Source organism: Lactobacillus sp. B4026 (genome assembly GCF_026535825.1).
Taxonomy (GTDB): domain Bacteria; phylum Bacillota; class Bacilli; order Lactobacillales; family Lactobacillaceae; genus Lactobacillus; species Lactobacillus panisapium.
This window is the reverse complement of sequence record NZ_JAFNPD010000002.1, coordinates 205,330-218,517: the sequence shown is the minus strand read 5'-3', so window position 1 is coordinate 218,517 and position 13,188 is coordinate 205,330. Positions and strand designations below refer to the sequence as shown.

Genomic DNA, 13,188 nt, shown 5'->3' with positions numbered 1-13,188 from the left:
AATTAATAATTATTCCCTGCTCTTAATTAGATTGACTAGAGGTGCCTTTTCCCAGATGTCCTTGCACCGTCCGACACTCGCTTTACTGGTACTTTCTCTGATCCTCATCTTTGTCAAAACACACTAATATTTTACCATAATAACAATTTAACCTAAAGCTTTACATGGATAAATTCAACTCATCAAGGAATTTTTTCGTTTTTAAATTAAGGTCAATCGTTTCTTGGTAAATGCGGTCGATTGCTTTACGGGTAGCTTTCTTGGTAGCAGAATTAATTTTTACTGTTCCCAAACGCTCAAAAGGTAAAAGAGCAATTGTACGCAAAACGGCAGTTTCTTTCGGTAATAAATGAAGACGGGCAGAATCTACGTAAAAGTGCTGACTGCATAAGATGCCACCCTGTTTAATTGAATAATCGAATTCACCTTGCTCCTTGCCGCAAATTACACAGTGCCGCAGTTCTGGTGCAACTCCATAAGCGGCTAATAGCTGCATTTGCACCATCTGAGTAATCATTTCAGGGTCTGTTCCAGCATCAATTTTTTGAAGAGCATAAAAAAGCAAATCGTAATATTTACCAATGTTTTGGTATTCAATAAAAGCGTGGTCGGCTAAATCTAAAATAAATGAAGCATAAGCATTTTTGGTTAAATCATTAAAAATGCCATCAAATTGCTTAACATTCTTATACGTCCGTAAGTTACTTAATCCTTGACCAGAAGAATAGATGACGTAAGTACCATATGAAAAATTAAGCAGACTTGCCCCTAATTTTGATTTTGGCCTCAACGCTCCGCGAGCAATCATCGTAATAATGCCATTTTTTTGCGTCACGATTTTAGCTAGTAAATCAGCTTCATGGAATTTTTGTCGTTTAAAAATAATTCCTTGAACTTCTTTCAGTTCGCGCGCCATTTTAAGTTAAATCCTTGGTGTTATACCCAATTTGTTTCAAAAATCTTGGATCAGAGCGCCAGTTACGTTGAACTTTTACCCAAAGATGTAAGTTTACCTTTTCACCGAGTAAGTCTTCAATTTGCTTACGTGAATTAATACCAATCTTCTTAAGCATACTGCCATTTTTACCAATAATAATTCCTTTTTGGCCGCTTTTTTCGACGTAAATAGTTGCTTCAATTTGGAGTTTATTATTTTCATGCTTATTCATCTGTTCAACCCAAACAGCCGCAGCATGAGGTACTTCTTCAGCAGTAAGCTGCAAGATTTGCTCTCGGATCAACTCTGCCACCATAAAGTATTCTGGGCGATCAGTAATTTGATCAGGATCATAATACGCAGGACCTTCTGGCAAATAGTCATAAAGAACTTTATTTAAATCCGTAATACCAATACCTTGCGTAGCAGAAATCGGCAGGTATTCCTTGAAAATTCCTAATTGACGATAGTCATCAATGATCGGCAATAATTCATTAGGGTTAACCTGATCGACCTTGTTAATCACTAAAAATACTGGTACCGTAACCTTTTTCAACAATTCGATAATGTACTGGTCACCCTTACCCATTTTTTCAGGTTCAACCATAAATAAAATTAAATCGACCTCATTTAAACTAGAGACACTGGCTTTATCCATGTAATCATCTAACTCAACATGAGGCTTAAAAATTCCAGGCGTATCGACAAAAACAACTTGCATATCGTTGGTGGTATATATGCCGGATATTTTATTTCGCGTAGTTTGCGGCTTATTAGAAGTAATTGCTACTTTTTGTCCAACTAAAAAATTCATTAAAGTCGATTTACCAATATTGGGACGACCAAGTAACGCAACAAAACCAGATTTATTTTTCTTTTCTTCAGACATTATTTTCCTCTGCCTTTATCTAATTGATCAGGATAAAGCGGTAAACCATAGTCTTCCAAAACTTTACCTTGAATCCCAAACATTTCTTTAGCCTCTTTTGGATCAATATGATCGTAGCCGTTTAAATGTAAAAAGCCATGGACTAGTGTGTAGCCAAATTCACGTTCCCAACCAGTACCATATTCTTCACTATGACGCTTTATGACACTTGGACACATAAATAAATCGCCAATATCCTCTTGAAAAGTTGGATCAGCTGCAAAGGCAGCAAAATCAAGCATGTCATCGCCATCTTCAATTGCAAAAGAAATGACATCCGTTGGCCGATCTTTTTCACGATACTCGGCATTAATTTTTTGACTACGTTCTTCGTCAACGAAATTAATGCTCATTTCCAAATTATTTTTCTTGCCAATTTCATTTTTAGCAAGTAAAAGCAGTTTAGCAATCCAATCTTGCCAATTTTGGTCGTTATTTTTTAAAAAACCGACTTCATCATTGTAAGTGATTTCGATTGGTGTCATTAATTTCGTTCATCTTCCTTTTCATAAGCATTGATAATTTTGGCTACTACCGGGTGACGAACAACATCATTAGCGGAAAACTGAATAAATTTAATCTGTTCAATTCCCTTCAAAATGTGTTGCGCGTCAATTAATCCGCTACGTTGACGTCCAGGTAAATCTACCTGGGTCATATCACCATTAACTATCATTTTGGAATTAAAGCCTAACCGAGTTAGAAACATTTTCATCTGCGCATCGGTGGTGTTTTGTGCTTCATCTAGAATTACAAAAGCATCATCCAGAGTCCGTCCTCGCATATAGGCTAAGGGGGCAACTTCAATTACTCCGCGCTCCATCAAATGATCAGTTGTGTTTGTTCCCAATATGGAATATAGAGAATCATAGATTGGTCGCAAATACGGATCAACTTTTTCTTTTAAATCGCCAGGCAAAAATCCCAGTGACTCGCCAGCTTCGACAGCAGGCCTAGTAAGAACTATCCTGGAAACCTCACCTTTTTTAAAAGCTGCTATTGCACAAACAACAGCCAAAAACGTTTTACCAGTACCAGCAGGTCCGATACCAAATACAACATCATTTTTGGCGATTGCTTCAACGTACTTCTTTTGTCCCATATTTTTGACTCTAATCGGTTTGCCTTTAGCATCACGAATTAAAATCTTTTTATACAGGTCAGGAAAATACTCTGTTGTTCCTTTGTCAGCCATTTTCATCGCACTGACGACATCGGGAGCTCCGATATTAATATTGGCACTGACAACATTATCAAGTGCCTTTAAAACAGCCAATACTTTCTTAGTATTAGCGTCTTCATTAGCACCTTCAATAATAATTTCATTGCCAGTATCCGTAACATTAACATCATAGCCTTCGGCTAAAAGAGTTAAGTTGCTATCATTAACCCCAACAAGCTTTTGAATGTTTTCTGGATTTTTTGGAATAAAAGTGGTTTGAACCAAATATCCATGCTCCTTTTCTTAATTAACCAAGCTGGCTGCGTACCGCGTCAGAAGCTGCTTTACCATCGGCTCTACCCTTGATTTTTGGCATCACTGCTTTCATTACTTTACCAAAATCTGCTTTTCCAGTAGCACCAACTTCTTTAATTGTTGAAGTAACTATTTCGCTTAATTCATCATCGGAGAGCTGCTTTGGCAAGTAACTCTCAACAACAGCCAGTTCTTTTTTAGTTTCATCAGCTAAGTCATCACGATTAGCTTTGGCAAATTCGGCAATTGATTCTTCACGCTGTTTTTTTTCGCGGTTAAGAACGGTTAGTTCCTCATCGGAATTCAATTCATGTCCTACTTTAATCTTTTCATTCATTAAAGCAGACTTAATCATTCGCACAGTGTTAAGTTTCACTTTATTACGTGCCTTCATTGCTTCTTTCATATCAGACATTATTTGTTCAGATAAACTCAAAGTAACTCCCTCTTTCTAATTAAAACCTAGATAAATTATACCAAATTCCTGGACTAGATTGGCAAAAAAATAACTAATGTTAAAAAAGACACCTACCACAATTGATAGGTGTCTTTTCAAATCCATTAATAATGTCTACGCTTCCGAGCTGCTTCTGATTTCAGCTTTCTGCGGACACTAGGTTTTTCATAGAATTCGCGCTTACGATATTCTTGCAAAGTACCACTTCTTGAAACGGAACGTTTAAAACGACGAAGAGCATCATCAATAGACTCGTTTTCGTGAACGACTGTCTTGGCCATATGTGATCCCTCCTTCCATTTCTTGACGTAACCGTCATGCATTTATATAAATTATATCAAACCATATTAATCGGTCAATACATACGTACAATATTTTTCAAAAAAATTTGTGCGTCAGACTATTTTTTATTTCAAATCTGTTAATGAGGGTGCTTAAATTGTATAATTAGAGAAAAAAAGGAGCTAATAATGGTTGAAGAAACACCAAAAAAAGAAGTTAACATAGTAATTATTTCGGATTCGGCTGGTGATACTGCTTTTAACAATGCTGTTGCTGCAGCTGCACAGTTTCCCGATGCACAAATTAATTATCGGCGTTACCCATTTATAATTAATAAAGAAAAATTAGAGGAAACTTTCCAAGAGGTAGAAAATTACCCTAATTTAATTATTATCTACAGTTTGGCTAAGGATGAAATGCAAATTCCAGTAATACGGTTCGTGCGTGAGCATCATATTGAGAGCGTTGACGTTCTCTCCCCTGCAATGGAAGCAATTCAAAAAACTACCGGTTTGCGACCACAAATGAAAATTGGTGCCCAGCATAAAATGAATCAAAAATATTTTGACCGCATTTCGGCGATGGAATTTGCAGTAATGTACGATGATGGCAAAGATCCAAAAGGCTTTCTTGAAGCTGATGTGGTCTTACTAGGAGTCTCACGAACCTCTAAAACCCCATTATCATTGTTTTTAGCTAACAAGAACTTAAAAGTCGCAAACTTGCCTCTAGTTCCCGACACGCATATTCCAAAGGAAATATATAAAGTTGATCCTAAGAAAATAATTGGTTTAACTAATGACCTGTCGGTTTTAAATGAAATTCGGCGCCAACGAATGATTTCATACGGATTAAACCCAGATACTACTTATTCGAATACCGATGCTATCAAAGCTGAGCTTGATTCTGCTAAAAAGCTATATGATAAGTTGGGATGCTATGTCATTAACGTGGCTCACCGCTCAATTGAAGAAACGGCAGCACTAATTTTAAAACATTTAGGGATTGAAGATTAGTAATTATATTATCTAGCAGATAACCTTGGAAGAGTTCGATTAATTGCAGTTATCTCAGGTCTGAATTAGACTTACTTTAAAGCACTTAGTTATATGTGTTAAATTTTACGAGAAGGTGGACAAAAGATGACAGAAATAAATTCTGATAAGTCAAATTTAGATACTGCAATTTTTGCAGGTGGATGTTTTTGGTGTATGGTTAAGCCATTTGATTCTTTACCTGGAATTAAAAAAGTGGTTTCTGGTTACACAGGTGGCACAGTAGAAAATCCAACCTATGAACAAGTAGTCAGTGGAACGACTGGACACACAGAAGCTGTTGAAATTACTTTTGATCCCCAAGTAATGCCTTATGAAAAGCTATTAGACTACTATTGGCAAGTAACGGATCCAACCGATGCCTCTGGTCAATTTCAGGATCGCGGGGCTAATTATCGTCCAGTAATTTTTTATAATTCTTCAAGTCAAAAAGCTGCTGCTGAAAAATCCAAACAAGAATTACAAAATAGCGGTAGATTTGGTGCTCCAATTGTTACAGCAATTGAGCCAGCAAAGCCTTTCTACCCTGCTGAAGATTATCATCAAGATTTTTATAAAAAGAACCCGTTAAGATATCAATTAGAAGAATCTGGTGGTCGCGAAGAATTTATCAAAAAACATTGGCAAAACAATTAATTTTATTGCCAAAACACTTGTTATTTTGTTTAGTTTAATGTTAATATTATTGTGGTTGAGATAACTCTATGTTGACAAGTTATCTTAACCATGTATTATGTTTTATTATTATCTTTTTATATTTAAAAATCTTATATAATATTGATACTTTTGTTTTGATATTGTATTTTAAAGCAATTTATTTGAATCCAAAGGCAATCAGTTTAACGACTGATTGCTTTTTTGGTATAATGCAGAGCTAGAAAATTTACTCACACCTATTTTGCAAAAAGGAAAAATATAAATGGATCAACTCGATAAATTTAATCGGCGTTATAGTTTGTTATCAAAGATTTCCGCCTCATTTTTTTATTCTTTAACAGTTGCCGTTGCCCTTAACTTTTTTTGGGGACCTGGGCATATGTATTCATCTGGAATTACCGGTTTTGCTCAATTGATTAATACGTTAAGTGAGCGGTTTTTACCGGTTACGCTTTCTACTTCTGAAATGTACTTTGCCTTAAATCTTCCTATTCTATTATTGGCATGGTTTAAAATCGGGCATAAATTTACCTTCTTCACTGTGGTTACCGTTATTTTGGGCTCAATTATGATGCACGTCATTCAACCCGTTAACATGCACGTTGACCCGTTAGTTTGTGCAATATTTGGTGGCATGATTAACGGCTTAGGAACCGGCTTTGCTTTAAAAAACGGTATTTCAACTGGTGGCTTGGATATTATTGGTATTGTTATCAGAAGAAAAACTGGTGCAAGCTATGGTAAAGTCAGCATTTTAATTAACCTAGTTATTATTGCCGCTGCTGGTTTTGCTTTTGGATGGAATCGAGCACTCTATTCAGCTTTAACCATTTTTATTAATGGGCGCGTGATTGATGCAATCTATACGCAGCACCAAAAATTGCAAGTTACTATTGTGACGGATCAACCACAAGCAATCATTGATGGCATTCAAGAAAAAATGCATCGTGGGATTACCATTTTTCATGATGTTGAAGGTGCATACAGTCACAGCGAAAAAAAGGTTTTAATAACTGTTATCGATCGTTACGATATGTATGATATTTTACAAATCGTCAAAAAGAGTGATCCATACGCTTTCATGAGTGTTACCGAAGTTGAACGCGTATATGGCAGTTTTAAAGAGCAGGAAATTGTCTAACCAAAAAGCACACCTCGTTTGAGGTGTGCTTTTATTTTACATAATTTTTATTATTTAAAGATTTTTTTAAATTCGCCATAACCCTTTTCATCAAGTTGGTCATAAGGAATAAAATCTAAAGCCGACGAATTAATGCAATATCTTAATCCGCCTTGATCGGCTGGTCCATCATTAAAAACATGTCCTAGATGAGAATCGGCATCAGGACTTTTAACTTCGGTCCTTTCCATGCCCATTGACTGATCACGATGATATACCAGTTTTTCAATTGGCTTGGTAAAACTAGGCCAGCCACAACCCGCGTCGTATTTATCCTCACTTGAAAATAGTGGCTCACCTGACACAATATCAACGTATATCCCCTTTTGGTAAAAATCATCATATTTACCTTTAAAAGGATAGTCGGTAGCAGCATGCTGCGTAACTTCATATTGATCTTTGGTTAAATCTTTTAACCTTGCGTTTTTCTTTGTTTCGTCCATATTTTCACCTTCTTTACTTAACTATACCAAAGTTTCTTTTAATAACCTCATCAAGAGCTCAATAAATTAACATTAATTTAAATATCCGCCAAGCAAATACTGGGTTATAATTGTACCTGTACAAAAATTCTAGAAAGGTTTTTTTTATGCCAACTTTAGCAAAAAGTTTATCTAAAACGATTAATCAGAAAATTAGTAAATTACCAAAATCCGAAATTCGTGCATTTAGCCAAGATATCTCGCAAATTCCAGGAATCATCAAGCTTACTGTCGGTGAACCTGATTTAAAAACCCCGGAACATATTAAGAAAGCAGCAATGAATGATATTGCCCGGGATGATTCTCATTACGCACCAGAAGCAGGAAAAGAAGAATATTTAAATGCGGTTAGCAAATATTTAAATGATAGTTTAGGTGTTTCCTACGATCCAAAAGGGGAAATCTGTGCGACTGTTGGTGTTTCAGAAGCACTAAATGTTTCAATAATGTCGATTATTAATCCGGGTGATAAAATTATTGTCCCTACTCCCGTATGGGGCGTTTATTTTGGCATTATTGAAATGGCTGGTGGAATTGCAGTTCAAGTCGATACTTCCGCTAATAATTTTATTCTTTCTCCAGAAATGTTGCGTGACACGTTGGAAAATGAGGGCAAAGGTGCCAAGGCCATCATTATGACGGATCCGTCCAATCCTACTGGTCGTGTTTATTCTAAAGAAGAACTAACAGCTTTAGCTGAAGTCATTTGTGACTATAACTTATTCGCTTTAAGTGATGAAATTTACGCAGAGTTAATATATGGCCATAAAAAGCATTATTCCTTAGCACAAATTATTCCTGAACGGACTATTTTGTTATCGGGTCTATCAAAGAACTTTGCCATGACAGGTTGGCGAATTGGCTACATTGCCGCTCCTAGCGAAATTATGAAAACAATTATTAAAGTAAATTCGTTTATGATTACTTCCGTAACCGATAATGTTCAAATTGGAGCAGCTGAAGCGTTAGAAAATGGCGAGCAAGATTATGTAGAAGCTCGGGCAATTTATGAAAGAAGATTGCATATTGTTCAAACCGGACTTGAGAAAAATGGGTTCAAAATGGCTACTCCTGAAGGTGCTTTTTATGTTTTTGCGCAAATACCAGACAAATTTGGCCAAGATGATGTTGCTTTTGCTAAAGATTTAGCTGTTAAAGCTAAAGTTGGTGTTGTTCCAGGAAGCTACTTTGGTAAAGGTGGACAAGGCTTTGTTCGTCTTTCTTATGCCTCTTCAGATGAAAATCTAAAATTAGCTGTTTCTAGGATCAGTGAATACGTCAAAGATACTTTAAATAATTAAAGTGCGTATCGTTTGGGGTTTAAAGGCTTTCTAGTTTAAACTAGAAAGGTATTATTGTTATTTTATATCAGAAAAGGGTTAAAAAGAATGAAAATTACAATGAAAAATGAACCTTTAACAACTAATGGTCAACCACCTGTTGTCGGCGCTAATTTACCAGAATTTGAAGTTAAAAAAGCTGATGGTACAATTGTTAAAATGAGTGAGCTAATCAACCAACCTACTTTGATTAGTGTTGTGCCTAATATCAACACTAGCGTTTGCAGCATTTCTACTAAACGCTTCAATGGTGAAGTTGACAAGTATCAAAACATTAATTTCTACACTGTTTCAACAAACACGCCAGCTGAACAAAAAGATTGGTGTGCAGCCGAAGATGTTGAGAACATGGAACTTTTATCAGATGAAAGTCATGACTTCGGTGAGAAGATGGGACTTTTTGTTGAATCTGCTGGAATTGATGCAAGAAGTATTTGGATCGTTGATGCTGACAACAAAGTTCTTTACCAAGAACTAATTCATGAAATGACTAATGAACCTAATTATGATGCAGCATTAGATTTCTTAAATAATTTAAGTAAATAATAACCAAAAAAAGGGCGGCTAGTTTTACTAGCTGCCCTTTTTATTAAAATAGCGGTTTTTGCAGTATTTGCCAATCAGTATAAGTTTGATCCTGTAAACTAAATTCATTTGGTCTAAGTAAATATTCTTTTGCCTTTAAAACAAGTGGCGAAGAATTTTGAATATTAATTTTAGCCAGAGGAACTTTGACTGCGCCAAGTGAATCTTGCCCAGCAAATTGCTCTACGCTTTGCTGCAGTTTTCCTGTAAAGGACGTAATCCGATAAAACACGCAAATATGCTGGTTATAATGCCACTCCTGATAATCCCACGGATACCTAAAGGAAGTGACTCCGATTTGGTCAAAATGAAGAGCCTCAAGCCCAGTTTCTTCCTTAACTTCACGAACAACGGCTTTAGCTAATTCTTCCCCATCTTCTAAGCTGCCTCCTGGTAAGTCATAGCGATTAATGTAAGGTCCGGCATTTTTTCTGATAACAACTAATTCATTTGAATTACCAATTATTCCATAACAGCCAAAGGCACGATGATATTTCTGCGACATAATTTTTCCTCAATTAAAATTACAATGTTTTCTAAAAAATAAAAAGATGAAGCTTTTTGCTCCATCTTTTTTATTTAATCTTCTTCCCAAGTTGAATGGGCAGCATAATCCTTAACGGCCTGCTCTTGCAAGTTGGCGTCAGTTTTCGCTACACTTTCTTGGTATTGTTCCTCAACTTCAATTCCTAAATCAGCTAATTGCTGATCGGCTACTGGAGCTGGAGCATGCATCATTGGCTCGGAAGCATTGGCATTCTTTGGAAAGGCCAGTACATCTCGAATATTGTCTTTTTCTGCTAAAAGCATTGCAAACCGATCTAAGCCAATCGCCAAACCTGCATGTGGAGGGAATCCCATATCTAAAGCTTCGAGTAAGTAGCCGAATTGTTCATAGGCACGTTTCTTGGTAAATCCTAAAGCTTTGAACATTTTTTCTTGAATTGAACGTTTATGAATACGGATTGAGCCGCCACCAAGTTCATCACCATTCATAACGATATCATAGCTGCGAGCATGCGCTTTATGTGGATCAGTATCAAGTAGCTTAATTCCCTCATCATCGGGCATCGTAAATGGGTGGTGAGCAGCAATCCATCTACCAATACCTTCATCGTATTCAAATAGTGGCCAATCAACTACCCAAACAAAATCAAATTCATGTTTAGGAATAATTCCAGTTTCCTTAGCAAATTCACGCCGTAAATGGTCAAGTGAGTCACAACAAACTTTCCATTTATCAGCCACAAAGACTAATAACTCGCCACCTTCGAGTTGGAACTCATTAATAAGTTGTTCTTGGTTTGTAGTAGTTAAAAAGCGTGCAACTGGACCTGAAAATTCATTATTTTCATATTTAGCCCAGGCAAGACCTTTTGCATGGAAACGTTTGATATATTCTTGCTTCTTTTCAATTTGCTTGCGTGAATATGCCTTAGCACCATCCTTAACAGCAATTCCCTTTACAAAACCACCATCAGCAATTGCACCTGAGAAAACTTTAAAGTCGCTATCCTTGAAAATAGGACTTAAATCATGAATAAGCATTTCAAAACGGGTATCAGGCTTATCTGTTCCGTAATTATTCATTGAATCTGTCCAAGAAATTCGTGCAATCGGCGTCTTCAAGTCAATGCCCATTACATCCTTCATAATCTTTTTAAGAAGTCCTTCAGTATAGTCTTGTACTTGCTGTTCATCAGTGAAAGATGTTTCCATATCAATTTGCGTAAATTCGGGTTGACGATCTCCACGCAAATCCTCGTCTCTGAAACATCTTGCTAATTGATAATACTTATCAAAGCCTGCTCCCATCAATAATTGTTTGAACAATTGTGGTGATTGCGGTAAAGCATAAAAACTGCCAGGGTAAATACGTGAAGGTACTAGATAGTCACGAGCTCCCTCAGGTGAGGATTTACCTAAAACTGGTGTCTCAATATTAATAAAGCCATTTTCGTCAAAATACTCATGAGTAGCTTGCAAAATTTTAGACCGCAAAATTATTGCTTTTTGCAAATTAGGCCGACGCAAATCCAGATAACGGTATTTCAGCCGAGTCTGCTCCCCAACCTCAATATTGTCTTTAATTTCAAATGGAGGGTTTTGTGACTTATTTAAAATATTAATTTCGCTAGCGTCAACTTCAACTTCACCAGTCTTCATTTCGGGGTTAACACTTGAACGCTTAACAACCTTGCCTTTTACTTGAATAACGTATTCATTACCCAGTGAATCAGCAATTGCCATCAATTCTTTTCCTGAATCATGGTTAATCACAACTTGGACAATGCCTTCACGATCGCGCAGATCAATAAAAACTAGGTTTCCCAAGTTACGAACACGTTGAACCCAACCATATAGGTTAACCTCTTGATCAATATATTCGGCAGTAATGTTGCCACAGTAATTCGTTCTTTTTTCCATTTTGTTTAATCCTTTAATTTCTTTATGACTTCTTTGATATTGTCGACATCGGTCAAGTTTAATTCTAATGTTTTACCATCACTTAATCGTTTAACATTCAAAATTCCGTTAGCAAGTTCCTTGGCACCTAACGTGATTACAAACTTGGCGTGCACACGGTCGGCCTTTTTAAACTGTGCCTTAAGTTTCTTTTGGTCAACATCATATTGGGCCTTAAATCCTTGATTACGTAAAGAGCGCGCTATTTCAACCGCTTTAATTTCCGTTCCGTCACCAATATTGGTAATGAAAAAGTCGATTCCTTGGTCGGCAAAAAGAGTTGGATTCTGCTTTTGTAAAACTAGCATCAAACGCTCTTCACCAATACCAAATCCTACAGCTGGAGTTGCCGGACCATCAAATTCTTCAACTAGATTATCGTAGCGGCCCCCACCTAAGATTGTAGTAGCAGATTCCCATAAACTAGGATCTTCAACCATGAATTCAAAGATAATTCCTGAATAATAGTCTAACCCGCGAACCAAATCATTATCGATTGTATATGAAATGCCGAGCTGATCAAGCATTTGGGTAATTTGGTCAAAATTCTTTCTTGCATCATCATTAAGATAATCAATTATTTTAGGGGCATTTGGTAAAAATTGTTTATCTTGTTCATCTTTAGAGTCTAAAATCCGCAATGGATTCTTTTCCAAACGACGCTTAGAATCATCCGATAATTGCTCTTTTAATGGTCTAAAGTAGTTAACTAATGCATCATGATAATCTTTTCGAACCTGAGCATTACCCAAGGTATTAATGTGTAATTCGTAATTTTTAACCCCAAGTTCTGCCAGTAAATCATGAGCCAAAACAATTGTTTCAACATCAGCCAATGGATTTTTGGAACCAAAACTTTCAATTCCAATTTGGTGAAATTCACGTTGGCGGCCCGCTTGTGGCCGTTCATAACGGAATGTTGATTCAAGATAATAAACATTGAGTGGCTTGACCATTTCGGGTGCATATAATTTATCTTCAACATATGCACGAACCACACCCGCAGTTCCTTCAGGTCTTAGAGCAATATGTCTGCCACCCTTATCATTAAAATCATACATTTCTTTTTCAACTACATCAGACGTTTCACCGCTAGAACGTGAAAATACTTCATAGTTTTCAAAACTAGGGGTTCTAATTTCACGGTAATTTGCTCTTTTGAAGAAATCACGTAAAATTTGTTCTACTTTTTCCCAAGACCCTGATTGATCAGGGAGAATATCAACTGTTCCCTTAGGTTTTTGAACTCTCATTTAATCATCCTTTTTAATAAAAAGACGCCCTTGAATAAAATCAAGGGCGCTCTGAATTAGCACGGTACCACCTTTTGCCTGCTGCGAAT

The 13,188-nt window shown here is 36.5% G+C and carries 15 protein-coding genes; 5 read left to right on the top strand and 10 right to left on the bottom strand.

Translation table 11 applies throughout. The annotated features are described in order from the left end of the window. Positions 1 to 160 precede the first annotated feature (160 nt). The 6 genes from recO to rpsU all read right to left on the bottom strand — a co-directional run bounded on the left by recO (position 161) and on the right by rpsU (position 4,080). Entirely contained in the window at positions 161 to 916 is a 756-nt protein-coding gene (gene recO / locus J3U69_RS02955) for a DNA repair protein RecO (protein ID WP_103751658.1), read from the bottom strand. A 1-nt stretch (position 917) separates the two neighbouring features. Continuing rightward, complete coding sequence (gene era, locus J3U69_RS02950; protein WP_267412975.1) at positions 918 to 1,826, bottom strand: GTPase Era; 909 nt, start codon at positions 1,824 to 1,826, stop codon at positions 918 to 920. Beyond that, positions 1,826 to 2,350, bottom strand: a complete 525-nt coding sequence (gene ybeY, locus J3U69_RS02945) for an rRNA maturation RNase YbeY (protein WP_267412973.1) — start codon at positions 2,348 to 2,350, stop codon at positions 1,826 to 1,828. Before ybeY ends, era begins: the two co-directional genes overlap by 1 nt. Continuing rightward, positions 2,350 to 3,312, bottom strand: a complete 963-nt coding sequence (locus tag J3U69_RS02940; RefSeq protein ID WP_267412971.1) for a PhoH family protein — start codon at positions 3,310 to 3,312, stop codon at positions 2,350 to 2,352. Before J3U69_RS02940 ends, ybeY begins: the two co-directional genes overlap by 1 nt. Positions 3,313 to 3,334: 22 nt before the next feature. Further along, on the bottom strand, positions 3,335 to 3,778 hold the full coding sequence (locus J3U69_RS02935; protein ID WP_267412969.1) for a GatB/YqeY domain-containing protein: 444 nt from the start codon (positions 3,776 to 3,778) through the stop codon (positions 3,335 to 3,337). A gap of 125 nt (positions 3,779 to 3,903) precedes the next feature. After that, a complete protein-coding gene (gene rpsU, locus J3U69_RS02930; RefSeq protein WP_009560161.1) occupies positions 3,904 to 4,080 on the bottom strand; it encodes a 30S ribosomal protein S21 in 177 nt (58 codons plus the stop codon). Positions 4,081 to 4,269: 189 nt separating this feature from the next. On the opposite strand from rpsU, the gene J3U69_RS02925 reads away from it, so the two are divergent. The 3 genes from J3U69_RS02925 to J3U69_RS02915 all read left to right on the top strand — a co-directional run bounded on the left by J3U69_RS02925 (position 4,270) and on the right by J3U69_RS02915 (position 6,934). Beyond that, a complete protein-coding gene (locus J3U69_RS02925; protein ID WP_220234560.1) occupies positions 4,270 to 5,097 on the top strand; it encodes a pyruvate, water dikinase regulatory protein in 828 nt (275 codons plus the stop codon). A 126-nt stretch (positions 5,098 to 5,223) separates the two neighbouring features. Next, entirely contained in the window at positions 5,224 to 5,772 is a 549-nt protein-coding gene (gene msrA, locus J3U69_RS02920) for a peptide-methionine (S)-S-oxide reductase MsrA (protein ID WP_220219697.1), read from the top strand. A 283-nt stretch (positions 5,773 to 6,055) separates the two neighbouring features. Then, positions 6,056 to 6,934 (top strand): YitT family protein, encoded by an 879-nt coding sequence (locus J3U69_RS02915; protein WP_103751665.1) that lies wholly within the window; start codon positions 6,056 to 6,058, stop codon positions 6,932 to 6,934. 50 nt (positions 6,935 to 6,984) lie between these two features. Here J3U69_RS02915 and msrB read toward each other — a convergent pair whose 3' ends face one another. Next, complete coding sequence (gene msrB / locus J3U69_RS02910; protein WP_103751666.1) at positions 6,985 to 7,416, bottom strand: peptide-methionine (R)-S-oxide reductase MsrB; 432 nt, start codon at positions 7,414 to 7,416, stop codon at positions 6,985 to 6,987. Positions 7,417 to 7,562: 146 nt separating this feature from the next. Here msrB and J3U69_RS02905 point away from each other — a divergent pair, with 146 nt between their 5' ends. Continuing rightward, positions 7,563 to 8,756: an aminotransferase class I/II-fold pyridoxal phosphate-dependent enzyme gene (locus J3U69_RS02905; protein ID WP_267412966.1), complete on the top strand. Its 1,194-nt coding sequence runs from the start codon at positions 7,563 to 7,565 to the stop codon at positions 8,754 to 8,756. A gap of 87 nt (positions 8,757 to 8,843) precedes the next feature. Continuing rightward, the gene (tpx, locus tag J3U69_RS02900; RefSeq protein WP_267412965.1) at positions 8,844 to 9,341 is read left to right on the top strand and encodes a thiol peroxidase; all 498 of its coding nucleotides are present in this window, start codon (positions 8,844 to 8,846) and stop codon (positions 9,339 to 9,341) included. A gap of 43 nt (positions 9,342 to 9,384) precedes the next feature. Here the strand turns inward: tpx and J3U69_RS02895 are convergent, their stop codons facing one another. The 3 genes from J3U69_RS02895 to hisS form a co-directional block, all read right to left on the bottom strand. Continuing rightward, entirely contained in the window at positions 9,385 to 9,885 is a 501-nt protein-coding gene (locus J3U69_RS02895) for an NUDIX hydrolase (protein ID WP_103751669.1), read from the bottom strand. A 74-nt stretch (positions 9,886 to 9,959) separates the two neighbouring features. Then, a complete protein-coding gene (aspS, locus tag J3U69_RS02890; protein WP_267412963.1) occupies positions 9,960 to 11,807 on the bottom strand; it encodes an aspartate--tRNA ligase in 1,848 nt (615 codons plus the stop codon). Between the two features lie 5 nt (positions 11,808 to 11,812). Continuing rightward, a complete protein-coding gene (hisS, locus tag J3U69_RS02885) occupies positions 11,813 to 13,099 on the bottom strand; it encodes a histidine--tRNA ligase (protein WP_267412961.1) in 1,287 nt (428 codons plus the stop codon). Positions 13,100 to 13,188 lie beyond the last annotated feature (89 nt).